The following is a 22,226-nucleotide window of genomic DNA, read 5'->3' as shown; positions in this document are numbered from 1 at the left end:
GAACACAAGCAAGAATGGCTAAGGTATTCGCGATAGCGAACCAGAAAGGTGGCGTGGGCAAAACCACCACCTGCATCAACCTCGCAGCATCCCTGGTCGCCACCAAGCGTCGGGTGCTGCTGATCGATCTCGATCCACAGGGCAACGCCACCATGGGTAGCGGTGTGGATAAACACGGCCTGGAAAACTCGGTCTACGACCTGCTGATTGGTGAGTGCGACCTGGCCCAAGCCATGCACTACTCCGAACACGGCGGTTACCAACTGCTGCCGGCCAACCGCGATTTGACCGCGGCGGAAGTGGTGCTGCTGGAAATGCAGATGAAAGAAAGCCGTCTGCGCAGCGCATTGGCGCCGATCCGCGAGAACTACGACTACATTTTGATCGACTGCCCACCGTCATTGTCGATGCTGACATTGAACGCGCTGGTGGCCGCCGACGGCGTGATTATCCCCATGCAGTGCGAGTACTACGCACTGGAAGGCTTGAGCGACCTTGTGGATAACATCAAGCGTATTGCCGAGCTGCTCAACCCGAACCTGCAGATCGAAGGCTTGCTGCGCACCATGTTCGATCCGCGCCTGAGCCTGATGAATGATGTGTCGGCCCAGCTCAAGGAACACTTCGGCGAGCAGCTGTACGACACCGTGATTCCACGCAACATCCGCCTGGCCGAAGCACCCAGCTATGGCATGCCTGCGCTGGCATACGACAAGACTTCGCGTGGTGCCATTGCCTACCTGGCGCTGGCCGGCGAGATGGTTCGTCGCCAACGCCGCAACTCACGCACCGCTGCAGCCCAGCCAACTTAAGGAATCCCCATGGCCGTCAAGAAACGAGGTCTCGGACGTGGACTGGATGCACTGTTGAGTGGTCCGACCGTCACATCGCTTGAAGAACAGGCGGTGCAGGCCGACGAACGCGAGCTGCAACACCTGCCCCTGGACCTTATCCAGCGCGGCAAATACCAGCCTCGCCGGGACATGGACCCGCAGGCGCTGGAAGAGCTGGCCAATTCGATCAAGGCTCAGGGCGTGATGCAGCCGATCGTGGTGCGTCCGATTGGGGGTGGCCGCTTTGAAATCATCGCCGGTGAACGCCGCTGGCGCGCGAGCCAGCAGGCCGGCAAGGACACCATCCCGGCGATGGTGCGCGATGTGCCGGATGAAACCGCCATCGCCATGGCGTTGATCGAGAACATCCAGCGCGAAGACCTCAACCCGATTGAAGAAGCCATCGCGCTGCAACGTTTGCAGCAGGAATTCCAGCTGACCCAACAACAAGTGGCCGAGGCGGTGGGGAAATCCCGCGTTACCGTTTCGAACTTGCTGCGCCTGATCGCACTGCCGGAAGTCATCAAGACCATGCTTTCCCACGGCGATCTGGAGATGGGTCACGCCCGTGCTTTGCTCGGTTTGCCGGAAAATCAACAGGTTGAAGGGGCGCGACACGTTGTCGCACGAGGTCTCACCGTTCGTCAGACCGAGGCCCTGGTTCGCCAATGGCTCAGCGGCAAACCTGCACCGGTCGAAACGGCCAAACCTGATCCGGATATCGCACGTCTCGAGCAGCGCCTGGCCGAGCGCCTAGGCTCTGCGGTGCAAATTCGCCACGGTAAGAAAGGCAAAGGACAATTGGTCATCGGATATAACTCCCTTGATGAGCTTCAGGGCGTCCTTGCTCACATCCGCTGAAACATTTGCTTATGTAGCGCGTGATCGGAAATCACTACCCGGCAGTTGAATAGGGGCAGAACCGCCCCTATACTCTGCGCGCATTTTGTCGGCACAAATTATGCCAAGTTATTGATTTCCGGCAGCCGACCGTTGAGGAGCAAGAGTGATGGAAACCCGCACGCCAAACACGTTGCCGTTCCATCGCTTGGCCGTTTTTCCGGTTTTATTGGCTCAATTTGTCGTTTTGCTGATCGCCGCGTTGGCGCTTTGGTATTGGCATGGAGTCGTAGCCGGATATTCAGGACTTTGCGGAGGCCTGATAGCTTTGCTGCCCAATATGTATTTTGCTCACAGGGCCTTTCGGTTTTCCGGCGCCCGAGCAGCCCAGGCTATCGTCCGGTCTTTTTATGCCGGCGAGGCGGGGAAACTGATTTTGACGGCAGTGCTGTTTGCACTGACCTTTGCAGGTGTGAAGCCATTGGCGCCGCTGGCTGTATTCGGCGTCTTCGTGTTGACCCAACTGGTCAGCTGGTTCGCTCCCCTGCTAATGAAAACAAGACTTTCGAAACCTTAGGGCGTTTGAGGCAACCATGGCAGAAACAACCGCTTCGGGCTATATCCAGCACCACTTGCAGAACCTGACCTTCGGTCAGCTTCCTAATGGCGGCTGGGGCTTTGCCCACTCCGCAGCAGAGGCCAAAGAAATGGGCTTCTGGGCTTTCCACCTGGACACTCTGGGCTGGTCGGTCGCATTGGGTCTGATCTTCGTCCTGATTTTCCGCATGGCGGCAAAGAAGGCAACGTCCGGTCAGCCAGGTGCTTTGCAGAACTTCGTTGAAGTACTGGTCGAATTCGTCGATGGCAGCGTGAAGGACAGCTTCCATGGCCGTAGCCCGGTGATTGCACCGTTGGCACTGACCATCTTCGTCTGGGTGTTCCTGATGAACGCCGTCGACCTGATCCCGGTCGACTGGATTCCTCAGCTGGCCATCCTGATTACGGGCGATGCGCACATTCCATTCCGTGCCGTATCGACGACTGACCCTAACGCCACCCTGGGCATGGCCCTGTCGGTGTTTGCGTTGATCATTTTCTACAGCATCAAGGTCAAGGGCATCGGCGGCTTTATCGGCGAACTGACCCTGCACCCGTTCGGCAGCAAGAACATCTTCGTTCAAGCCCTGCTGATTCCGGTGAACTTCCTGCTGGAATTCGTGACCCTGATCGCCAAGCCGATTTCCCTGGCGCTGCGACTGTTCGGCAACATGTATGCCGGCGAGCTGGTGTTCATTCTGATCGCTGTGATGTTCGGCAGTGGTCTGCTCTGGCTTAGCGGCCTGGGCGTGGTTCTGCAGTGGGCGTGGGCTGTGTTCCACATCCTGATCATTACCCTGCAGGCCTTCATCTTCATGATGCTGACCATCGTCTACCTGTCGATGGCACACGAAGAGAACCATTAAGACCAGTCTCGACTAGTCTGATGTCCTTCCCGGTGAAACGGGAAGGTGGCCCACCAGGGCTATGAAACGATTTGTTTTACCGCTTTAAAATCTAAAAAACCTAAACCATACGACGTAAAAGTCGGGAGGAAAGATGGAAACTGTAGTTGGTCTAACCGCTATCGCTGTTGCACTGTTGATCGGCCTGGGCGCCCTGGGTACTGCCATTGGTTTCGGCCTGCTGGGCGGCAAATTCCTGGAAGGCGCAGCGCGTCAACCAGAAATGGTTCCAATGCTGCAAGTTAAAATGTTCATCGTCGCCGGCCTGCTCGACGCCGTGACCATGATCGGCGTTGGTATCGCTCTGTTCTTCACCTTCGCGAACCCCTTCGTTGGTCAACTCGCTGGCTAATCACTCGAATTTTCGAGTTGATTGGAGTGATGGACAACGAATGAGCGAGGTGTTGGCGTGAACATTAATGCAACCCTGATTGGCCAATCCGTTGCGTTCTTCATTTTTGTAGTGTTTTGCATGAAGTTCGTGTGGCCTCCGGTCATCGCGGCTTTGCACGAACGTCAGAAGAAGATCGCTGATGGCTTGGACGCTGCCAGCCGTGCAGCTCGCGACCTGGAGTTGGCCCAAGAGAAAGTGGGTCATCAACTGCGCGATGCTAAAGCACAGGCAGCTGAAATCATTGAGCAAGCCAAGAAGCGCGGTAACCAGATCGTCGAAGAGGCTGTTGAAAAAGCCCGCGTCGAAGCTGACCGTGTGAAGGCTTCGGCTCATGCCGAGATCGAACAGGAACTGAACGGCGTCAAAGACGCGCTGCGTGCCCAACTGGGTGCTCTGGCGGTCGGCGGTGCTGAGAAGATCCTCGGTGCCACAATCGATCAAAACGCGCACGCGGAGCTGGTTAACAAACTGGCTGCTGAAATTTAAGCGAGGGCGATCATGGCAGAACTGACCACGTTGGCCCGACCTTACGCTAAGGCAGCCTTCGAGCACGCCCAGGCCCACCAGCAGCTGGCCTCTTGGTCAGCCATGCTCGGCCTGGCTGCAGCAGTGTCGCAAGACGACACCATGCAGCGCGTGCTCAAGGCCCCGCGCCTGACGAGCGCAGACAAGGCCGCCACTTTTATTGAAGTGTGCGGCGACAAGTTTGATGTGAAAGTGCAGAACTTCATCCACGTCGTTGCCGAAAACGACCGTCTCCCGCTTTTGCCGGAGATTGCCGCTCTGTTCGACCTGTACAAGGCCGAAGCAGAGAAATCGGTAGACGTTGAAGTGACCAGTGCTTTTGCATTGAACCAAGAACAGCAAGACAAACTCGCCAAGGTTCTCAGTGCACGACTCAATCGGGAAGTGCGCCTGCAAGCTTCGGAGGACGCATCCCTGATTGGTGGTGTTGTTATCCGTGCCGGCGACCTGGTTATCGATGGCTCGATTCGCGGCAAAATCGCGAAACTTGCCGAAGCATTGAAATCTTGAGTTTGAAGGGGCAGCAGAGCAATGCAGCAACTCAATCCTTCCGAAATAAGTGAAATTATCAAGGGCCGCATCGACAAGCTCGATGTGACCTCCCAAGCCCGTAACGAAGGCACTGTCGTCAGCGTATCTGACGGCATCGTGCGGATTCACGGTCTGGCCGACGTTATGTACGGCGAGATGATCGAGTTTCCGGGCGGCGTCTACGGTATGGCCCTCAACCTGGAGCAAGACTCCGTAGGTGCCGTTGTATTGGGCGCGTACACCAGTCTGGCTGAAGGCATGAGCGCCAAGTGCACCGGCCGCATCCTGGAGGTTCCGGTTGGTAAGGAACTGCTGGGTCGCGTAGTCGACGCACTGGGTAACCCTGTTGACGGTAAAGGTCCACTGGGCAACACCGAGACCGACGCGGTCGAGAAAGTTGCTCCAGGCGTGATCTGGCGTAAGTCGGTAGACCAGCCTGTACAGACTGGCTACAAGGCTGTCGATGCCATGATCCCTGTCGGCCGTGGCCAGCGTGAGCTGATCATCGGTGACCGTCAGATCGGTAAAACCGCTCTGGCGATCGACGCGATCATCAACCAGAAGAACAGCGGCATTTTCTGCGTCTACGTAGCCATCGGTCAGAAGCAATCGACCATCGCCAACGTGGTTCGCAAGCTGGAAGAAAACGGCGCCCTGGCCAACACGATCATCGTGGCTGCCAGTGCTTCGGAATCTCCTGCGCTGCAATTCCTGGCACCGTACTCCGGTTGCACCATGGGTGAATTCTTCCGCGACCGCGGTGAAGACGCGCTGATCGTTTATGACGATCTGTCCAAGCAAGCAGTGGCTTACCGCCAGATTTCCCTGCTGCTGCGCCGTCCACCAGGCCGTGAAGCCTACCCAGGCGACGTGTTCTATCTCCACTCCCGTCTGCTGGAGCGCGCATCCCGCGTTTCTGAAGAATACGTAGAGAAGTTCACTAACGGCGCAGTGACCGGCAAAACCGGTTCCCTGACCGCATTGCCGATCATCGAAACCCAGGCTGGCGACGTTTCCGCGTTCGTTCCGACCAACGTGATTTCCATCACCGACGGTCAGATCTTCCTGGAATCGGCCATGTTCAACTCGGGCATCCGCCCTGCAGTGAACGCCGGTGTTTCGGTATCCCGTGTGGGTGGTGCCGCTCAGACCAAGATCATCAAGAAGCTCTCCGGTGGTATCCGTACCGCTCTGGCTCAGTACCGTGAACTGGCGGCATTCGCCCAGTTCGCTTCTGACCTGGACGAAGCGACCCGTAAGCAACTTGAGCATGGTCAGCGCGTTACCGAGCTGATGAAGCAGAAGCAATACGCCCCAATGTCGATCGCTGACATGGCGTTGTCGCTGTATGCCGCTGAGCGTGGGTTCCTGACCGACGTTGAAATCGCCAAGGTCGGCAGCTTTGAACAAGCGCTGATTGCTTACTTCAACCGCGATCACGCCGAATTGATGGCGAAGATCAACGTGAAGGGTGACTTCAATGACGATATCGACGCTGGCATGAAAGCCGGTATCGAGAAGTTCAAGGCCACCCAAACCTGGTAAGCCGCAGCGGGAGCCGCAAGGCTCCCGCTTGCTAACCTGATAGGTGTTACATGGCAGGCGCAAAAGAGATTCGCAGTAAGATTGCGAGCATCAAAAGCACGCAAAAAATTACCAGCGCCATGGAAAAAGTGGCGGTCAGCAAAATGCGCAAGGCACAAATGCGCATGGCTGCTAGCCGTCCTTATGCGGAACGTATCCGCCAGGTAATTGGGCATCTGGCCAACGCCAACCCGGAATACCGCCACCCGTTCATGATCGAACGCGCCGTCAAGCGTGTGGGTTATGTGGTAGTGAGCAGTGACCGTGGTTTGTGCGGTGGTTTGAATACCAACCTGTTCAAGGCCCTGGTCAAGGACATGGCGGTAAACCGCGAAAACGGCGTCGAGATCGATCTGTGTGTTGTTGGTAGCAAGGGTGCGGCCTTTTTCCGTAACTTCGGCGGTAACGTCGTTGCAGCTATCAGCCACCTGGGTGAAGAGCCGTCGATCAATGATTTGATCGGCAGTGTGAAGGTGATGCTGGATGCGTACCTGGAAGGCCGGATTGACCGCCTGTCCGTGGTATCCAACAAGTTCATCAACACCATGACCCAGCAGCCAACCGTGGAGCAATTGATTCCACTGGTGGCGACTCCGGATCAGGAACTCAAGCACCACTGGGACTACCTCTACGAACCAGACGCCAAAGAGCTGCTTGACGGCTTGATGGTGCGCTACGTGGAGTCGCAGGTGTACCAGGCGGTGGTCGAGAACAACGCAGCTGAACAAGCGGCGCGGATGATCGCGATGAAAAACGCTACCGATAACGCCGGTGATCTGATCAGCGATTTGCAGCTGATCTACAACAAGGCGCGTCAGGCTGCGATCACCCAAGAGATCTCGGAAATCGTCGGCGGCGCTGCCGCGGTTTAACGGTTCAAATATTCAGAGGATCCAGCTATGAGTAGCGGACGTATCGTTCAAATCATCGGCGCCGTTATCGACGTGGAATTTCCACGCGACAGCGTACCGAGCATCTACAACGCGCTGAAAGTACAAGGCGCGGAAACTACTCTGGAAGTTCAGCAGCAGCTGGGCGACGGCGTAGTTCGTACCATTGCGATGGGTTCCACCGAAGGCTTGAAGCGCGGTCTGGACGTTGTCGACACTGGCGCTGCCATCTCCGTACCGGTCGGTAAAGCGACCCTGGGCCGGATCATGGACGTACTGGGTAACCCGATTGACGAAGCTGGCCCGATCGACACCGAAGAGCGCTGGGGCATTCACCGTCCAGCACCTTCGTTCGCCGAACAAGCTGGCGGCAACGACCTGCTGGAAACCGGCATCAAGGTTATCGACCTGGTTTGCCCGTTCGCCAAGGGCGGTAAAGTCGGTCTGTTCGGTGGTGCCGGTGTAGGCAAGACCGTAAACATGATGGAACTGATCCGTAACATCGCCATCGAGCACAGCGGTTATTCCGTGTTCGCCGGTGTGGGTGAGCGTACTCGTGAGGGTAACGACTTCTACCACGAGATGAAGGACTCCAACGTTCTGGACAAAGTGGCACTGGTTTACGGTCAGATGAACGAGCCGCCGGGAAACCGTCTGCGCGTAGCACTGACTGGCCTGACCATGGCCGAGAAGTTCCGTGACGAAGGTAACGACGTTCTGCTGTTCGTCGACAACATCTACCGTTACACCCTGGCCGGTACTGAAGTATCCGCACTGCTGGGCCGTATGCCTTCGGCAGTAGGTTACCAGCCGACCCTGGCTGAAGAGATGGGCGTTCTGCAAGAACGTATCACTTCGACCAAGGAAGGTTCGATCACTTCGATCCAAGCGGTATACGTACCTGCGGATGACTTGACCGACCCGTCGCCTGCGACCACCTTCGCCCACTTGGACGCCACCGTCGTACTGTCCCGTGACATCGCTTCCCTGGGTATCTACCCAGCGGTCGATCCACTCGACTCGACTTCGCGCCAGCTGGACCCGAACGTGATCGGCCAGGAGCACTACGACACCGCTCGCGGCGTTCAGTACGTGCTGCAGCGTTACAAAGAACTGAAGGACATCATTGCGATCCTGGGTATGGACGAGCTGTCGGAAACCGACAAGCAGTTGGTATCCCGCGCTCGTAAGATCCAGCGCTTCTTGTCGCAGCCGTTCTTCGTGGCTGAAGTCTTCACCGGTGCCTCGGGTAAATACGTTTCCCTGAAAGACACCATTGCTGGCTTCAAAGGCATCCTCAACGGTGACTACGACCACCTGCCAGAACAAGCGTTCTACATGGTCGGCGGCATCGAAGAAGCGATCGAGAAAGCCAAGAAACTGTAATCCAAGCGCCCGGTAACGGGCGCTCATCAGGTTGAGGCAATCAGATGGCTATGACAGTCCATTGCGATATCGTCAGCGCGGAAGGGGAAATCTTCTCCGGTCTGGTAGAAATGGTGATTGCACACGGCGACCTGGGTGACCTGGGTATTGCCATGGGCCACGCGCCGTTGATCACCAGCTTGAAGCCAGGTCCGATCACGCTGACCAAGCAAGGCGGGGAAAAAGAGGTGTTTTACATCTCTGGTGGTTTCCTCGAGGTTCAGCCGAACATGGTCAAGGTACTTGCCGACACTGTGCAACGTGCTGGCGACCTGGATGAAGCCTCCGCTCAGGAAGCCGTCAAGGCTGCCGAGAAAGCCCTGAACGAAAAGGGTGCGGACTTCGACTACAGCGCTGCTGCTGTACGTCTGGCTGAGGCTGCAGCTCAGCTGCGCACGCTCCAGCAGATCCGTAAGAAGTAAGCGGCCACGCCGTCATGCTTCATGCGCGATTGATTAAAAAGGGTAGCCTCGGCTACCCTTTTTCTTTTTCAGCAAAACACTTCGTTGGTCTGACGCCGGACCGCCCAGGATTGGTAGCCATTCATGTCTCTTGAAATCGTCATTCTCGCCGCGGGCCAGGGCACCCGTATGCGTTCGGCCCTGCCCAAGGTGCTGCACCCGGTTGCCGGCAACTCCATGCTTGGCCATGTTATCCACAGCGCTCGACAACTCCACCCACAGCGCATTCACGTGGTGATCGGTCACGGTGCGGATGTGGTGCGTGAACGCCTCGCCGCAGACGACTTGAATTTTGTTCTCCAAGACAAGCAACTGGGTACCGGCCACGCCACCGCGCAGGCGGTGCCGTTCATCACCGCCGATACGGTGTTGATCCTCTACGGCGACGTACCGTTGATCGAAGTGGAAACCCTGCAACGCCTCCTCAAGCACGTCGTGCCTGGCCAGATGGGCCTGCTGACCGTCGAACTGGACGACCCTACCGGCTATGGGCGCATCGTGCGTAATGCCGACGGCAAGGTCGCGGCTATCGTGGAGCACAAGGACGCAAGCGAGGCCCAACGCGCGATCACCGAAGGTAACACCGGAATTCTCGCAGTACCGGCCAATAAGCTCGCTGACTGGATGAGCCGTCTGTCCAACAACAATGCTCAAGGCGAGTACTACCTCACCGACGTCATCGAAATGGCCGTGAGCGATGGCCTGCTGGTCGCCACCGAACAACCCCACGACCCGATGGAAGTGCAGGGCGCCAACGACCGTAAGCAGCTTGCAGAGCTTGAACGCCACTACCAGTTGCGCGAAGGTCGTCGCCTGATGGCTCAGGGTGTGACCCTGCGCGACCCGGCACGCTTCGATGTGCGCGGTGAAGTCAGCGTGGGCCGCGATGTGCTGATCGATATCAACGTGATCCTCGAAGGCCGTGTGATCATCGAAGACGACGTGGTGATCGGCCCTAACTGTGTGATCAAGGACAGTACCCTGCGCAAGGGGGCGGTGATCAAGGCCAACAGCCATATCGACGGCGCCGTGATGGGCGAGGGCAGCGATGCCGGCCCGTTTGCGCGGCTGCGTCCGGGGACAGTGATGGGCGCCAGGGCGCACGTTGGCAATTTCGTCGAGCTGAAAAACGCGAAAATGGGTGACGATGCGAAGGCCGGCCACTTGGCCTACCTCGGTGATGCTGTGATCGGTGCTCGCAGCAACATCGGCGCCGGCGCAATCACCTGCAACTACGACGGCGCCAACAAGTACCAGACCACTATTGGTGAGGACGTATTTATCGGCTCGAATAACTCGCTGATTGCGCCAGTGACTATCGGTGATGGTTCGAACACTGCTGCGGGCTCAACCATCAACCAGGATGTGGATAAGTCCCAACTGGCCGTAGCCCGCGCCCGCCAACGCAATATCGACGGCTGGAAACGCCCGGTCAAAATCAAAAAGACCTGAGTTATCCACGGCCTCATCAGCAACGCTATCCAAATGTGGGAGGGGGCTTGCTCCCGATGGCGATGGTTCAGTCGATGCAAAGTTGACTGATCTGTCGCCATCGGGAGCAAGCCCCCTCCCACATTTGTTTTGTATAGCTTGAAAAAAATGAGGTTTGCTGCTTGACGATCTTTCGCCGATAGGTTTTGATTGCCTTCGTTATCTTTCGAAACGAAACTTATCATTGCCATGTCGAAACGAAATACACCCCAACGGCGCCACAACATCCTGACCTTGCTCAATGAACAGGGCGAAGTCAGCGTGGACGAATTGGCCAAGCGTTTCGAAACCTCGGAAGTCACCATCCGCAAGGACCTGGCCGCGCTGGAAAGCAACGGCCTGTTGCTGCGCCGCTACGGTGGCGCAATCACCATGCCCCAGGAGCTGGTGGGCGATGCCACTCAACCGGTGTCGGTCTACAAGCGTGCGATTGCGCGTGCTGCGGTCATGCGCCTGCGCGAACACGCACGCATCATTATCGACAGCGGCAGCACCACCGCCGCGATGATCCCCGAGCTGGGCCACCAGCCCGGCCTGGTGGTGATGACCAACTCCCTGCACGTGGCCAGCGCCTTGAGCGAACTGGAACACGAGCCGGTGTTGTTGATGACCGGCGGCACCTGGGACCCGCATTCGGATTCGTTCCAGGGCCAGGTCGCCGAGCAAGTACTGCGATCCTACGACTTTGATCAACTGTTCATCGGCGCCGACGGCATCGATTTGCAGCGCGGTACCACCACCTTCAACGAGTTGCTGGGCCTGAGCCGTGTCATGGCTGAGGTCGCCCGTGAAGTGGTGGTGATGGTCGAATCGGACAAGATCGGCCGCAAGATTCCCAACCTGGAACTGCCCTGGAGCAGCGTCCATACCCTTATCACCGATGATCGCCTGCCGCTTGAGGCCCGCGACCAGATCCAAGCCCGCGGCATTACGCTGATATGCGCGGCAATCATCTAGGAGAAACACCATGTGTGGCATCGTAGGCGCAGTCGCTGAACGTAACGTAACCGCCATCCTGCTCGAAGGCCTCAAGCGCCTGGAATACCGTGGCTATGACAGCGCCGGTGTGGCCGTCTTCACCAATGCCGGCAAGCTCGAGCGCATGCGCCGCCCGGGCAAGGTCAGCGAGTTGGAGCAAGCCCTGCTTGGCGAGCCGCTGGTAGGTCGCCTTGGGATTGCCCACACCCGTTGGGCGACCCACGGTGCGCCGTGCGAACGCAATGCCCACCCGCACTTCTCCGGTGACCTGGCGGTGGTCCATAACGGCATCATCGAAAACCACGAAGTGCTGCGTGAGCAACTCAAAGGCTTGGGTTATGTGTTCACCTCGGACACCGACACCGAAGTCATCGCTCACCTGCTCAACCACAAACTCAAGGACCTTGGCGACCTGACCGTCGCCCTGAAGGCCACGGTCAAGGAACTGCACGGCGCCTATGGCCTGGCCGTGGTCAGCGCCAGCCAGCCCGACCGCGTGGTTGCCGCCCGCAGTGGCAGCCCGTTGGTGATCGGCCTGGGCCTGGGTGAAAACTTCCTCGCCTCCGACCAACTGGCCCTGCGCCAGGTCACCGACCGCTTCATGTACCTGGAAGAAGGCGATATCGCCGACATCCGCCGTGAAAGCGTGCAGATCTGGGACGTTAACGGTCAATCCGTCGAGCGAGAAGCCGTGCAATACCGCGACGGTGCCGAAGCCGCCGACAAAGGTGAATACCGCCACTTCATGCTCAAGGAAATCCACGAGCAGCCAGCCGTGGTGCAACGCACCCTGGAAGGTCGCCTGAGCCAGAACCAGGTACTGGTCAACGCCTTCGGTCCGCAAGCTGCCGAACTGTTCGCCAAAGTGCGCAACGTGCAGATAGTGGCCTGCGGTACCAGCTACCACGCCGGCATGGTTGCCCGTTACTGGCTGGAAGAACTGGCCGGCATCCCGTGCCAGGTGGAAGTCGCCAGTGAGTTCCGCTACCGCAAGGTGGTGGTGCAACCCGACACCCTGTTCGTGACCATCTCCCAGTCCGGCGAAACCGCCGACACCCTGGCGGCCTTGCGCAATGCCAAGGAGCTGGGCTTCCTGGCCAGCCTGGCCATCTGCAACGTCAGCATCAGCTCCCTGGTGCGCGAATCCGACCTGACCCTGCTGACCCAGGCCGGTCGCGAAATCGGCGTGGCCTCCACCAAAGCCTTCACCACCCAACTGGTTGGCCTGTTGTTGCTCACCCTGTCCCTGGGTCAGGTTCGCGGCACCCTGGCCGAAGGCGTCGAAGCGACCCTGGTCGAAGAACTGCGCCGCCTGCCAACCCGCCTGGGTGAAGCCCTGGCAATGGACAGCACCGTGGAAAAAGTCGCCGAACTGTTCGCCGACAAGAACCACACCCTGTTCCTTGGCCGTGGCGCGCAATACCCAGTGGCGATGGAAGGCTCACTCAAGCTCAAGGAAATTTCGTACATCCATGCCGAAGCCTACCCGGCCGGTGAGCTCAAACACGGCCCATTGGCCCTGGTGGATGACGACATGCCGGTGGTCACCGTGGCGCCGAACAACGAACTGTTGGAAAAACTCAAATCCAACCTGCAGGAAGTCCGCGCCCGTGGCGGCCAGCTGGTGGTGTTCGCCGATGAGAAAGCCGGCATGACCAATGGGGAAGGCACCCACGTCATCAACATGCCGCACATCAATGACACCCTGTCGCCGATCCTCTACACCATCCCGCTGCAACTGCTGTCGTACTACGTTGCCGTGCTCAAGGGCACCGACGTGGACCAGCCGCGCAACCTGGCGAAGTCGGTGACGGTGGAGTAACCCGCTACGCCCTGGAGACCCGCCCGGGTCTCCAGGCTACCGCGAAAGGACGCGACCTCGATGCAAACCCCTTCCCTGATCCACCAACGTCTGAACAACCGCCGATTCACCGTCGCCAACAACGCCCAAGGACTATCTGGCGCGGGTACGGTGTTTCATTACCTTGTTGAAGGTGATGCCATTTCCGGCACTTACCAGGGCGGGCGGATTCGGCTGGGCACGCAAGTGGGGCGAGTGACCGGTGTGGATACCATTGAACTGCTGTATCAGTGCCTGACGCTGGAAGGTGAGCTGCTGTCCGGTTGGTCACGTGGCAGGGTCGGCCTGGATCAAGCCGGGCGGCCTACCCTGAGTTTTGTATGGGGCTGGTTGTCGGGGGCGATTGGAGGAGGGCAATCCGAGTATGTCGAGCTTGTTGAGTAAGTCAAAAAGGATCCGAAAATAAATCGGAAAAAGGTTTAGCAAATAGTTGTATAAAATCGTCTATTCATCCCGCTACTATTGGTCCTCAAGGAAAAAAAGATCCGAAAATAAATCGGAAAAAGGCAAAGAAAATCATGCAGAAATTTATAGCCGGCAATCACTGGTTAGAGCCTATCTGGCCGTCTCCCGGCTTCCCTGCGTCGATTTTGCGTACGGCAGAAACTCTTTCGTTTCGTGCAGGAAAATTGACCGGTTTACTCCCCGATATTACTTCTGCCCGCATCGGCGGCCTGATGCGAATCACCAATAGCTATTACAGCAACCTGATCGAGGGTCAATACACTGAGCCTGCGACCTTGTCTGCGCTGGTTCGCGCAGATGATATTCCCGGATCTTCATCGGCGTTTTTACTGAGCCTGGAGACAGAGAGCCCGATCACGGCACAAACTCCACCCGCAACCCCCGACCCGCACTGCGCCCCTGGTCATCCGTAACCCGCAACCGATACTCCCCCGACTTGCCCGGCCGCCAGTTCAGCGTGGTTTGCGGCGGGCCTTGGCCGATCAAGGTTTGATCAGCAAACCAATACAGCATCGCCGCATCGCTGGCGGCGTTGGCATTCAGCGGGATGCTTTCCTGCGGCTGGGACAGGCGCAACTGATAGCTCACCTGGGTCAACGGCGAACGGATCTGCGGTGCTTCGCTTGAATCACTGACGCGGTTGGGCTGGCAGTTTTTCATCACGTTGGGCGGTGTGCGCCTTGGCAGGCCGGCGGCGCGGTACAGGCGTTGCACGTCGCTGGGCCAGAATTCGAAGACTTCTTCGCGGGTGTATTGCGCCTCGAACGGCGGGCATGCGGCCTTGCCGGTGCGGGTGTCGATCAGCACCGGGCGGTGCAGGTTGGACACGCGAATCGGCGACACGCCGGGGATGTACCAGGTCTTGCGGGTTTGCGGGCACCAGCGGTTGGGCAGTTCACCGGAGGCGGCGCAGACGTCGATGCGCACCAGTCCAGCGGGAGGCTTGTCAGGCTTGATCACCACCGTGGGTAAGGCCAGGGGCAGGGCGTCGGCGATGCGGAAGAACAACGGCGCAGCGGTTTTGGCGCCGATAAACGCGGGGTTCGGTCGGCCGTCGAAGTTACCTACCCACACCACCAACACATAGGGGCCGACCAGGCCGGCGCTCCACGCATCGTGAAAGCCCCAGGAGGTGCCGGTTTTCCACGCGGTGCGCCAGTGGCGGCCGGGCAGGCCATCCGGGCGTGGGTTGCGCCGCAGCATGTCGCGCACCATAAAGGCCGCCTGGGGCGTGAGCAGTTGGGCGCCCGTGGTCTGGGGCTGTTCCTGCACATAGCGCAACGGGCGCAGGTGCCCATCGCCAGCCAGCATCACATACAGCTGCGCCAGTTCTTCCGGGGTCATCTCACCGCCACCCAGGGGCAAGGCCAGGCCGTAATGGCTTTCGTCGCGCAGGCCTTTGATTCCGGCGCGTTGCAGCAGCCCGTACAAGGACGGCGACTTGACTTGGCTGGCCAGCCACACCGCCGGGATGTTGCGACTACGGATCAGGGCATCTCGCGCTGTCAGCGGGCCGACAAAACTGCCGTCGAAGTTTTCTGGCTGGAAGTAGCCGAAGTTACTCGGCAGGTCTTTGAGGATGCTCATGGGGTGGATCACCCCTTGATCGAGCGCAAGCCCATACAGAAACGGTTTGAGCGTGGAACCGGGCGAGCGTCGCGACAGCACGCCGTTGACCTGCCCGTGGATGCCTGTGGATAAGTAATCCGCCGAACCCACCAGCGCTTTGACGCTCTGGTCGCGGCTATCGATCAGGATCGCCGTGGCGTTTTCCACACCCGTACTGCGTCGCTCGGCGATAAAGCCGGTGATCAGGCGTTCGAGCAATTGCTGCAACGGCAGGTTGAGGGTGCTGTTAAGTTCATTGCCGACCTGGGAGGCCAGCAGTTGTTCACTCAGGTGCGGTGCCAGGAACGGGATCTGCTGGCGGTTGCGCGCTTCGAGGGGCAATTGCAGCAGACTGTCGTTACGCGGGTCTTGTGGATAAGTCTCGCGCCAGTCGTTCATCAAGCGCAGGCGGGCGTTTTGCAGCGATGGCCCGAAGCGTGCGCGCCGGCCTGGCTGCTGGGGTATCACCGCCAGCGCCAGCGCCTCGGACAACGACAGCTGCGCCGCCGACTTGCCGAAATAGATACGACTCGCCGCCTCGGCCCCTTCGATATTGCCGCCCATGGGCGCCAGGTTCAGGTAGGCCTCCAGGATGTCGTGCTTGCTGTAGCGTGCTTCCAGCCACAGCGCCAACGCCATCTGCTGCAATTTGCCTGGCACCTGGCGTGTGTTCAGGTCCCACAAGCGCCGTGCCAATTGCATGCTCAAGGTCGAGCCGCCCTGGCGCTGGCCACCGCTGTAGGTGGCCATGGCGGCGCGCAGCAATGCCGGGGGATTGATCCCCGGGTGCCAGTAGAAATTGCGGTCTTCCTTGAGCAACAAGGCTTCGACCAGTGAAGGAGAGATCCGCTCCAGCGGTAGCCATAAGCGGTATTGCCCGTCATCCGCCAACGTCATGCGCAGCAGCGAACCGTCGTCGGCCAGTACCACCCGCGATGAGGTCACGGTCTGCTCGAGCGGGGCATGGGGCCACAGCCGCAACCCCGCCAGCACCACCACCGCTGCGAGCAGCGGCGGCGTCAGGCGTTTAAGGCTTGGTAATTTCAAGCTGGCCTACTTTGCCGCGCCCTTGCAGGGTGGTTTCGTACATGCCTTCGGCGTAGGCCGGTGGCGTATTGAAGGTACCGGCGTTGGTCGCACGCACGCGGTAGACGAAAGTGCCTACATCACGCAGCGCAGTGCCGTACAACACCACCCGATCATCACGCACGTCCACATACTCCGGCTGCCAGTTGCTCAGTTCGGTTTCACCGATGGGCGCTTGCCAGCTTTGTTCTTCCTGGCTGTCTTCTTCGACGTACTCGGACTCTTCACCCTCACTTTCCTCGCTGCTGGCGGCTTCCGGCTCCGGCGGCAAGTTATACACAGGCTCGACGCCACCGGGCAGCAGGTCGACCACGGCCACTTGCTGCACCTGATCGCGGTCGGTAGCCCGCAGGCGCAGGCGTACCAGGAACTCATCACCCACGGCGACCTTGCTCACCGGCTCGCCCTTGAGGTCGAGGTATTCGTGGATGATTTCCAGCCCATTGTTGATCGGCTTGAGCTTGGCGCCCTTGTCGAAACCGGCTTCGCTGAGCATGTAGAACGCAGCCGGGCCGTCGGATTTTTCCATCACCAGCTTTTGCGTGTTGCCCGGCACGGCGGCGCGCGGCGGCTGACCGGCCATCTCCAGCAATTGCTGTTGCTTGTCACCCAGCCAAGCGGTGGCCTTGAGGGTCATGTCGCTTTGCGCACGCTGGCCGTAGTTGTCCAGCGCGCGCAGCAACAGAGCCGCCGACAGCGAGTTGTAACGCTGTTCGTTGAGGCGCTTGCCGAGTTTATCCAGCAACGCCGTGGGCACATCGTCCATCAGCTCAGGGAAGTGGCGCGCCAGCAGGTGCAGGTGTTCGGCGTCGTGCACCAGCGGGTCGTAATACAGGCCATCGCTGTCCCACTTATCCACAAGCGAACGCCATGGGATTTTGCGGAACAGCGTATCGGCCTGGCGATCCTGCTTGAGCAGCTTGTAACTGGCCGCCAGGTAAGCGGCGCCCAAGTCGTTCTGCCAGCTGTCCTTGAAGTAGCTTTCGTAGCGTTCGCGGATATCGCTCAACGCACCACTTACCAGAATCCCCTGACGGCTCAGCAGGTAACTGGCGTAGGCACGGTTGCGCAATTCCGACAGGCCTTCGCTAGGACCATTGGCCAGGTCTGTCAGATACGCATTCGAGCGCACCAGCAGGTCCTCCGGCACTGGCAACCCGCGTTCCTTGGCTTCGATGAGGAAGTCGGTGGCGTAGAGGCTGGCGTACGGTGCCACGTCCGGGTTGGCCGCCCACAAACCAAAGCCGCCGGCCTGGTTCTGGCGTTGGCGCAGCATGCGTACCGCGCTGCCGAAGGCTTGTTCGGCCTCGGGTGCATTGCCGCCCCAGATCAATGCCGGCATGGCCTTGGACACCAGTTGCTCGGTGCAGGCGTAGCCGTAGTCATCCAGGTAATGCTTGAGGCCGTTGGCCCATACCAGCGGCGAGGCGGCCACGCCCAGTTGCACGTCGCGCAGTTGGCTGAACAGCTCGCGAGTGGGTTTGAGCTCCTTGCTGGCGCTGTCGAAGCGGCCCAGGCTCAGGGCAACGCGATGTTCGCTCAGAGGGCGGATCGAGGTGGTTTCCGCCACCTGGATACGTTTGCCGTCCGGCAGCACCGCGACAAAACGCAGGTCTGCCGAGCCGAGGGTGTCGCCGACCTTGATCTTGAACTCGGCTGTGCCTTCCTTGCGCGGTTGCAGCGACAAGGTATTGCCCTTATCGCCCTGCACAACCAGGCCAGCGCTGGTCTGCACTTCAAACTTCACGTCCGCCGCCGCGTCGAGGTTACTGAACACCCCGGCGCTGACGTTGAACACATCCCCCGGCGCTACAAAGGCCGGCACGTTTGGCGTGATCACGATCGGCCCGCGCACCTCGGTATTGGCTTCGCTGACGCCGACACTGTCGCTGTCCACTGCCACCGCGAACAGGTGCAGCTTGCCGTTGAAACTGTCCGGCACCTGGTAATGCAGCACGGTTTCACCGGCCGGTAAGTCCACCAGCCCGGACCACCAAGCCACCGGCGGCTGATGTTTACGCTTGAACGGGTTGAGATGATTAGCCAGGGCGCCTTCCGTATCGCCACCGGGCGCTGCCCCACTGAGCAGGCGGCTGAACTCCGGCAGGATCAGGTCAAGGATCTGACTGGTGCCGACTTCCAGCGCACGCTTCTGGAAGAAGAAGCCCAGCGGGTCCGGCGTCTGGTAGCGCGCCACTTGCAGGATGCCTTCGTCTACCGCGTACACCACCGCGCGGCCCGGACGGTCAGCGTTGACCTTGATATCCAGCGTCTGCCCCGGCTCGATCTTCGCCGGGCCTTCAACCTTCAATGCCATGCGCCGGGCATCCAGGTTGATGCTGAACGGCACCACGCCGTAGGACAGCGGGCTCATGTACACCTCGGCCGAACCCATATCGCGCACAAACTGCACGTTGACGTAGGCATTGCCCTCAAGCCCCGCAGGTACGCGGATGTGCTGCACGCTGTTGGTGCTGTCGGCCTTGAACCACTGCTGGGTGTAGACCTTGTCGCGTTCGATAGTGATCAAGCCGGCACCGGTATACGGGGCACGAATGCTGATGGCGATCTCATCACCGGTGGCGTAACTGCGTTTATCCAGGCGCAATTGCAGTTCGGCATTGCGTTCCAGCGAGCGCGACGTGTTGCCGCGTCCGGCCACGCTGTAGTCGATCTGGTTGAGCAGGTTGCCGTTGGCGTCTTTCAGTTGCAGGGTGAAATCGCCCGGCGCTGACGTGTTCAACGTCTGCTTGGCGCCTTCTTTCGTCATCGCCAGCGGCGAGGCTGGCTGGCTGATGTTCTTGATGCGCGACTCGTACTTGTAGGTGCCGTTGGACTGTTTCACCAGCACCGACACATAACGGTGTTCGACCACTTCGCTGGTCAGGCCGTCCACCGCCACCGGCGTAAGGTCCGGCGCGACGGCCAGCCATTGCACCTGGCGCGGGGCATCCTTGGCGACGTACGACAGCGAATCCTGACTTTTCACACCGACCAGATAAGGTGCGGACGACACCAGCAAGGCACTTTGCGCCGCGACATTACGGCCGCCTTCGGCCTCGAACACCTGGGTCATCACCTGAAGGCGGTAGGTGCTGTTGGCGAAGCGTTGCAGGTTAAGGTCGAGCAAGGCCTGGCCGTTGTCGTCGACGGTGGTTTCGGCCAGGTCTTCGGTGCTGGCCTCTTCCAGGGCATCGTTGAGGCGGAAACGGTAATCCGGGTAACGGTCAAACGCCGCGAGCGTCGGGCTCAGGGACATCTTCGCGGTGACACGACGCCCTGATGCCGGAGCGCCGAACAGGTGCATGGCGGTGACCTTGGCCACCACCTGGTCCGGTGGAATCCAACCCTGAACAGGCGTGTCATGCAGGCTCAGGCTGACCTTCATGCGGTCCGGCTCGAAGTCGCGGACCTTGAAGTTGACGCTGCCCAGGTCGGTGCGGGTTTGCTTTTCGCCAATCAACTGCAGGGTCGCGGTGTACTCCCCGGCGGGGGCGACTTCGCTGCTGGGGAAATCAAAGGTCTCAAAACCGCTGGCGGACAGCTTCAAAGGCTGGCGAATCACTTCCAGGCCACGCGGGTCGGTGATCTGCAGCTCTACCGGCAGGCCTTGCAATGCGCCTTTCCAGTTACCGCTGCGCACAATCATGCCCAGGTGCGCGGTTTCGCCCGGCCGGTACAGGCCACGGTCGGTAAACAGGTAGGCGCTGAGGCGATCAATCGCGCCGTCCTCTTCCAAACCGCCTACGTCGAAACGCGACAAATCCAACTGCTGGGACTGGCGGGCGATCGGCAGGAACGACTGGTCATTGCCGCGAGTGACCACATACATCAGCGGCGTTTTCTCACGTCGCAGTTCATCGAGCTTGGCGAAATGCGCGTGGCCTTCGCCGTCAGTGTGGCCGCTGCTCACCGGCAAACCGTTGCGGCCGATGATGTCGACTTGCGCGTCGGCGACTGGCGAACCATTGCCGATGGACTGCACATACACATCGTGGCTGCCATCGCTGGAACGCTTGGCGATGATGCCCAAGTCCGTCACCACGATAAAACGCAGGTCGCTGGTGCTGCTGCGGTCGTACTCGAACGTGCGCGGGGCCGGGTCATCCTGCGGGCTGAGCTTGAGCACGAAAATGCCGCGCCGGCCGCCATTGGCGGTGAGGTAGCGGCTGAGGTCGACATTGTCGTAGACGGTTTTCGCCGGGTCATTGGATGACAGCGGGATATCCAACGACTGACGCTCGACCATGCGATCGAAATACTCATTGCCGAAATTCGGCCGGGCAAAGCTGCCGCTGCTCTGGTCCACCAGGTGTTGCAGCTGATTGGGCAGCAAGCGGGCGATTTCTACATGGGCGCCGGGTACACCACGGGCCATAAAGCCCAGGCGTTTTTCACCGTTGAGGCTGAGCAAGGCGCCGTCAGACAGGAACTGCAGGGTGCGCGGGTACGCCGGCATGCTGATCAGCGACGCCGTAGGATTCTTCGCCAGATAGCCGCCGATGGCTTCCAGGTTGGCGGGCACGCGTACATACACCGCACGGCCTGCCGGGGCCTTGAACTTGAAGGCGTGCAAGGTATTCAGCGGTTCGACGCTGGGCACGTGGGTCAGGTTGACCTTGGTGCTGCGGGCGAGCAGGGCGTCATCAATGTCGTTGCTGTTGTAGGGACGCGTGTCGTCCTGGGCTTTTTCCGGCAGCAACCAGGCCTGGACCTTACCAGCGATGGTTTCGTCGGCTACGGCGCTGGAGCTGCTGAACATCAGCACCGGCTCCGGCTCGCCACGTGCGTTGTCGACAAAGCTGACTTCGGCCCCGGTGAAGGTCAGGCGATAGCGACCGGGCACGGTGACTTCCGCCACCAGTGGGGCGGCGCTGGCGTTGCCGCCGTCGCGGGCCTTGATGCCGTCGTCGAGTTTGGCGCTGACCGGCGTGCTTTCCAGTGGGGTAGCCAGGGCGGCGGAGCGTACGTAGGCGTTGAGTTTTTTCTCGTCGAAGGTGATTTCCGGGCGGTTGGGCAACTGGGCGTCGCGGTAGGCCAGGCCTTTGCCGAGGGTTACTGTGACGCGCTTGCGTAGGCTGTCTTCATCCACCGGGTGGGAAAAATGGAAGGTCGCCACCAGCTGTTTCAGCGTTGGATTGGACGGGTCCTGGTACAGCTCGTTTTGCGCCAGGGTGGCGCGGAACGGTTGGGTGGAAAACTGCGTGCTGTATTGGTCCAGCAACACGCCGTCGGCCAGCAGGTTTTTCTTTGCCAGGTCGACGGTGTAATGAGCGTCGATGGGCCAGTCTTTTTCCGGTACGAACAACAGGCTGCGGTCATCCGCCCAGCGCCAGGTGCCCGCGACCGCGGGTTTGAGGGTGATGCCCTCGGTGACCGGCTTGCCGATGGCCGCCAGCGGGGCCACGGACTCGCCGAAACGCACCTGCAAGTTATCCACAACCGGTGTTTGCTGGGTGTAATCGGTGAGGTTCGGTTTGTGCAGCGAATAGCTCGCGGTATGCGGCTGCGGCAGGTTGGAATACCAGTGCCAGCCATAGAAGCCGGCGGCGGCCAGCAAGACCAGCCCTAATAAACCGGCACCGGTTTGACGTGGATAAGCGCGGGCTTTGCTGCCCAGGTTCGCCAGCCCACGGCCGATGGCACGCAGCCAGACCGGCGGATGCCATTGGCCAAAGACGGCCCCCACCACAGTCAATAACGCACCGACAATGCGGCGGCTGATCGCTTTGAACGAATCGAACATGGTGAG

The 22,226-nt window shown here is 59.7% G+C and carries 18 protein-coding genes; 16 read left to right on the top strand and 2 right to left on the bottom strand.

Annotated elements, in window-relative coordinates:
- The first annotated feature begins 14 nt into the window (after window positions 1-14).
- The 16 genes from ACI512_RS03055 (at window position 15) to ACI512_RS02980 (ending at window position 14,193) form a co-directional block, all read left to right on the top strand.
- Window positions 15-812, top strand: coding sequence for a ParA family protein (locus tag ACI512_RS03055; protein ID WP_015886651.1), 798 nt, complete (start codon window positions 15-17; stop codon window positions 810-812).
- 9 nt (window positions 813-821) lie between these two features.
- Complete coding sequence (locus ACI512_RS03050) at window positions 822-1,694, top strand: ParB/RepB/Spo0J family partition protein (RefSeq protein ID WP_015886650.1); 873 nt, start codon at window positions 822-824, stop codon at window positions 1,692-1,694.
- 148 nt (window positions 1,695-1,842) lie between these two features.
- Window positions 1,843-2,250: a F0F1 ATP synthase subunit I gene (locus tag ACI512_RS03045; protein WP_015886649.1), complete on the top strand. Its 408-nt coding sequence runs from the start codon at window positions 1,843-1,845 to the stop codon at window positions 2,248-2,250.
- Between the two features lie 16 nt (window positions 2,251-2,266).
- Window positions 2,267-3,136: a F0F1 ATP synthase subunit A gene (atpB, locus tag ACI512_RS03040; protein ID WP_015886648.1), complete on the top strand. Its 870-nt coding sequence runs from the start codon at window positions 2,267-2,269 to the stop codon at window positions 3,134-3,136.
- A gap of 133 nt (window positions 3,137-3,269) precedes the next feature.
- Window positions 3,270-3,527, top strand: coding sequence for a F0F1 ATP synthase subunit C (gene atpE / locus ACI512_RS03035; RefSeq protein ID WP_002555987.1), 258 nt, complete (start codon window positions 3,270-3,272; stop codon window positions 3,525-3,527).
- Window positions 3,528-3,584: 57 nt separating this feature from the next.
- Window positions 3,585-4,055, top strand: coding sequence for a F0F1 ATP synthase subunit B (locus ACI512_RS03030; protein WP_015886647.1), 471 nt, complete (start codon window positions 3,585-3,587; stop codon window positions 4,053-4,055).
- Window positions 4,056-4,067: 12 nt separating this feature from the next.
- Window positions 4,068-4,604, top strand: coding sequence for a F0F1 ATP synthase subunit delta (locus tag ACI512_RS03025; RefSeq protein ID WP_015886646.1), 537 nt, complete (start codon window positions 4,068-4,070; stop codon window positions 4,602-4,604).
- Window positions 4,605-4,625: 21 nt separating this feature from the next.
- On the top strand, window positions 4,626-6,170 hold the full coding sequence (gene atpA, locus ACI512_RS03020; RefSeq protein ID WP_003177064.1) for a F0F1 ATP synthase subunit alpha: 1,545 nt from the start codon (window positions 4,626-4,628) through the stop codon (window positions 6,168-6,170).
- A gap of 50 nt (window positions 6,171-6,220) precedes the next feature.
- Entirely contained in the window at window positions 6,221-7,081 is an 861-nt protein-coding gene (gene atpG, locus ACI512_RS03015; RefSeq protein WP_003195829.1) for a F0F1 ATP synthase subunit gamma, read from the top strand.
- Window positions 7,082-7,108: 27 nt separating this feature from the next.
- A complete protein-coding gene (atpD, locus tag ACI512_RS03010) occupies window positions 7,109-8,485 on the top strand; it encodes a F0F1 ATP synthase subunit beta (RefSeq protein WP_015886645.1) in 1,377 nt (458 codons plus the stop codon).
- A gap of 44 nt (window positions 8,486-8,529) precedes the next feature.
- The gene (locus ACI512_RS03005) at window positions 8,530-8,946 is read left to right on the top strand and encodes a F0F1 ATP synthase subunit epsilon (protein WP_015886644.1); all 417 of its coding nucleotides are present in this window, start codon (window positions 8,530-8,532) and stop codon (window positions 8,944-8,946) included.
- Between the two features lie 123 nt (window positions 8,947-9,069).
- Complete coding sequence (gene glmU, locus ACI512_RS03000; RefSeq protein ID WP_064053178.1) at window positions 9,070-10,437, top strand: bifunctional UDP-N-acetylglucosamine diphosphorylase/glucosamine-1-phosphate N-acetyltransferase GlmU; 1,368 nt, start codon at window positions 9,070-9,072, stop codon at window positions 10,435-10,437.
- Between the two features lie 228 nt (window positions 10,438-10,665).
- A complete protein-coding gene (locus ACI512_RS02995) occupies window positions 10,666-11,433 on the top strand; it encodes a DeoR/GlpR family DNA-binding transcription regulator (RefSeq protein ID WP_015886642.1) in 768 nt (255 codons plus the stop codon).
- Between the two features lie 10 nt (window positions 11,434-11,443).
- Window positions 11,444-13,276 carry a glutamine--fructose-6-phosphate transaminase (isomerizing) gene (glmS, locus tag ACI512_RS02990; RefSeq protein WP_015886641.1) on the top strand — a complete coding sequence of 611 codons (1,833 nt, stop codon included), beginning with the start codon at window positions 11,444-11,446 and terminating at the stop codon, window positions 13,274-13,276.
- A gap of 60 nt (window positions 13,277-13,336) precedes the next feature.
- Window positions 13,337-13,699 carry a hypothetical protein gene (locus tag ACI512_RS02985; protein WP_236380247.1) on the top strand — a complete coding sequence of 121 codons (363 nt, stop codon included), beginning with the start codon at window positions 13,337-13,339 and terminating at the stop codon, window positions 13,697-13,699.
- A gap of 134 nt (window positions 13,700-13,833) precedes the next feature.
- Complete coding sequence (locus tag ACI512_RS02980) at window positions 13,834-14,193, top strand: hypothetical protein (RefSeq protein WP_236380246.1); 360 nt, start codon at window positions 13,834-13,836, stop codon at window positions 14,191-14,193.
- Here the strand turns inward: ACI512_RS02980 and pbpC are convergent.
- Both pbpC and ACI512_RS02970 read right to left on the bottom strand, forming a co-directional pair.
- A complete protein-coding gene (gene pbpC, locus ACI512_RS02975) occupies window positions 14,135-16,435 on the bottom strand; it encodes a penicillin-binding protein 1C (protein WP_236380245.1) in 2,301 nt (766 codons plus the stop codon). The genes ACI512_RS02980 and pbpC overlap by 59 nt on opposite strands.
- Window positions 16,416-22,220 carry an MG2 domain-containing protein gene (locus ACI512_RS02970; protein ID WP_236380244.1) on the bottom strand — a complete coding sequence of 1,935 codons (5,805 nt, stop codon included), beginning with the start codon at window positions 22,218-22,220 and terminating at the stop codon, window positions 16,416-16,418. Before ACI512_RS02970 ends, pbpC begins: the two co-directional genes overlap by 20 nt.
- Between the last annotated feature and the right edge of the window lie 6 nt (window positions 22,221-22,226).

The organism is Pseudomonas petroselini, assembly GCF_045037875.1.
GTDB lineage: Bacteria > Pseudomonadota > Gammaproteobacteria > Pseudomonadales > Pseudomonadaceae > Aquipseudomonas > Aquipseudomonas petroselini.
Note: the sequence above shows the minus strand (reverse complement) of the source record. Positions and strands in the feature narration are given on the sequence as shown.

Coding starts and splice junctions, on each gene's coding strand:
- ACI512_RS02970 (WP_236380244.1), bottom strand. CDS start 22,220: ATGTTCGATTCGTTCAAAGCGATCAGCCGCCGCATTGTCGGTGCGTTA.
- ACI512_RS02995 (WP_015886642.1), top strand. CDS start 10,666: ATGTCGAAACGAAATACACCCCAACGGCGCCACAACATCCTGACCTTG.
- ACI512_RS03045 (WP_015886649.1), top strand. CDS start 1,843: ATGGAAACCCGCACGCCAAACACGTTGCCGTTCCATCGCTTGGCCGTT.
- atpG (WP_003195829.1), top strand. CDS start 6,221: ATGGCAGGCGCAAAAGAGATTCGCAGTAAGATTGCGAGCATCAAAAGC.
- glmU (WP_064053178.1), top strand. CDS start 9,070: ATGTCTCTTGAAATCGTCATTCTCGCCGCGGGCCAGGGCACCCGTATG.
- ACI512_RS03025 (WP_015886646.1), top strand. CDS start 4,068: ATGGCAGAACTGACCACGTTGGCCCGACCTTACGCTAAGGCAGCCTTC.
- glmS (WP_015886641.1), top strand. CDS start 11,444: ATGTGTGGCATCGTAGGCGCAGTCGCTGAACGTAACGTAACCGCCATC.
- ACI512_RS03055 (WP_015886651.1), top strand. CDS start 15: ATGGCTAAGGTATTCGCGATAGCGAACCAGAAAGGTGGCGTGGGCAAA.
- atpB (WP_015886648.1), top strand. CDS start 2,267: ATGGCAGAAACAACCGCTTCGGGCTATATCCAGCACCACTTGCAGAAC.
- ACI512_RS03005 (WP_015886644.1), top strand. CDS start 8,530: ATGGCTATGACAGTCCATTGCGATATCGTCAGCGCGGAAGGGGAAATC.
- ACI512_RS02980 (WP_236380246.1), top strand. CDS start 13,834: ATGCAGAAATTTATAGCCGGCAATCACTGGTTAGAGCCTATCTGGCCG.
- atpD (WP_015886645.1), top strand. CDS start 7,109: ATGAGTAGCGGACGTATCGTTCAAATCATCGGCGCCGTTATCGACGTG.
- ACI512_RS03050 (WP_015886650.1), top strand. CDS start 822: ATGGCCGTCAAGAAACGAGGTCTCGGACGTGGACTGGATGCACTGTTG.
- ACI512_RS02985 (WP_236380247.1), top strand. CDS start 13,337: ATGCAAACCCCTTCCCTGATCCACCAACGTCTGAACAACCGCCGATTC.
- atpE (WP_002555987.1), top strand. CDS start 3,270: ATGGAAACTGTAGTTGGTCTAACCGCTATCGCTGTTGCACTGTTGATC.
- atpA (WP_003177064.1), top strand. CDS start 4,626: ATGCAGCAACTCAATCCTTCCGAAATAAGTGAAATTATCAAGGGCCGC.